This window comes from Tepidiforma sp., from assembly GCF_026419595.1.
Classification (GTDB): domain Bacteria; phylum Chloroflexota; class Dehalococcoidia; order Tepidiformales; family Tepidiformaceae; genus Tepidiforma.
Genome location: NZ_JANZZD010000097.1, coordinates 1 through 652 on the forward strand (window position 1 = coordinate 1; position 652 = coordinate 652).

1 protein-coding gene and 1 pseudogene are annotated in these 652 nt (G+C 72.4%); one reads left to right on the forward strand and one right to left on the reverse strand.

What is annotated here, in order from left to right:
- Positions 1-195 (forward strand): PfkB family carbohydrate kinase (locus N2041_RS14550; protein WP_297679322.1); only part of this gene is annotated, 195 nt, incomplete at its 5' end.
- Positions 196-243: 48 nt separating this feature from the next.
- On the opposite strand, the pseudogene N2041_RS14555 reads toward N2041_RS14550, so the two are convergent.
- Positions 244-652: pseudogene (locus N2041_RS14555) on the reverse strand (hypothetical protein); the annotation flags it as partial.

Here is a 652-nt window from a genome sequence, read left to right on the forward strand (position 1 = left end):
GTGCCAGGCGAGCGTGCGCGCGCCATCGTCGACCCGACCGGCTGTGGCGATGCCTTTCGCGCCGCACTGCTGTACGGGCTGGCGCAGGGCTGGCCGATCGAGCAGGCCGCGCGCCTGGGCAACCGCATAGGGGCGATCAAGATCGCCACGCGCGGGGGACAGAACTGGAGCCTGGACCCCGACACTCCTGCGTGAGTGAGGGGGGCGGCCGCATGCCCGAGCGCATGCGGCCCGGCCAGCGTGTCAGGGGCGCGAGCCAGTCGGGAAGGGCCAGGTCGCCTTCGGCGACAGCTTGGTCTGTGCGGCAGGGGCTGGCGCCGCTGCGGTCTTGGCTGTCTTGGTGGCCTTCTTGGTCGAAGCAGCGCTGTCGGCGGCGGTGGCCTTAGCCTTGGCCTTGGCGCCCTGGGCGCTGGCTTTGCTTGCCGCGCTTGCGGCCTTTTTCGGGCTGGCTGGGGGGGCCGACTTGGCGGCCTCGGCGACGGGCGTGGCTTGCGCTTTCTTGGCCTTGCCGGTTTGCTTGGGCGCGGCGGCCTCGGCGACCGCTGCGGTTTCAGCCTTCTTGGCCTTGCTGGTCTTGGGGGGCGTGGCTGTCGCACCGGCTTGGGCGCTGCGGCCGCGCTTGGGAGGGGCTGAGGCGGTGGCTGCACTGGCG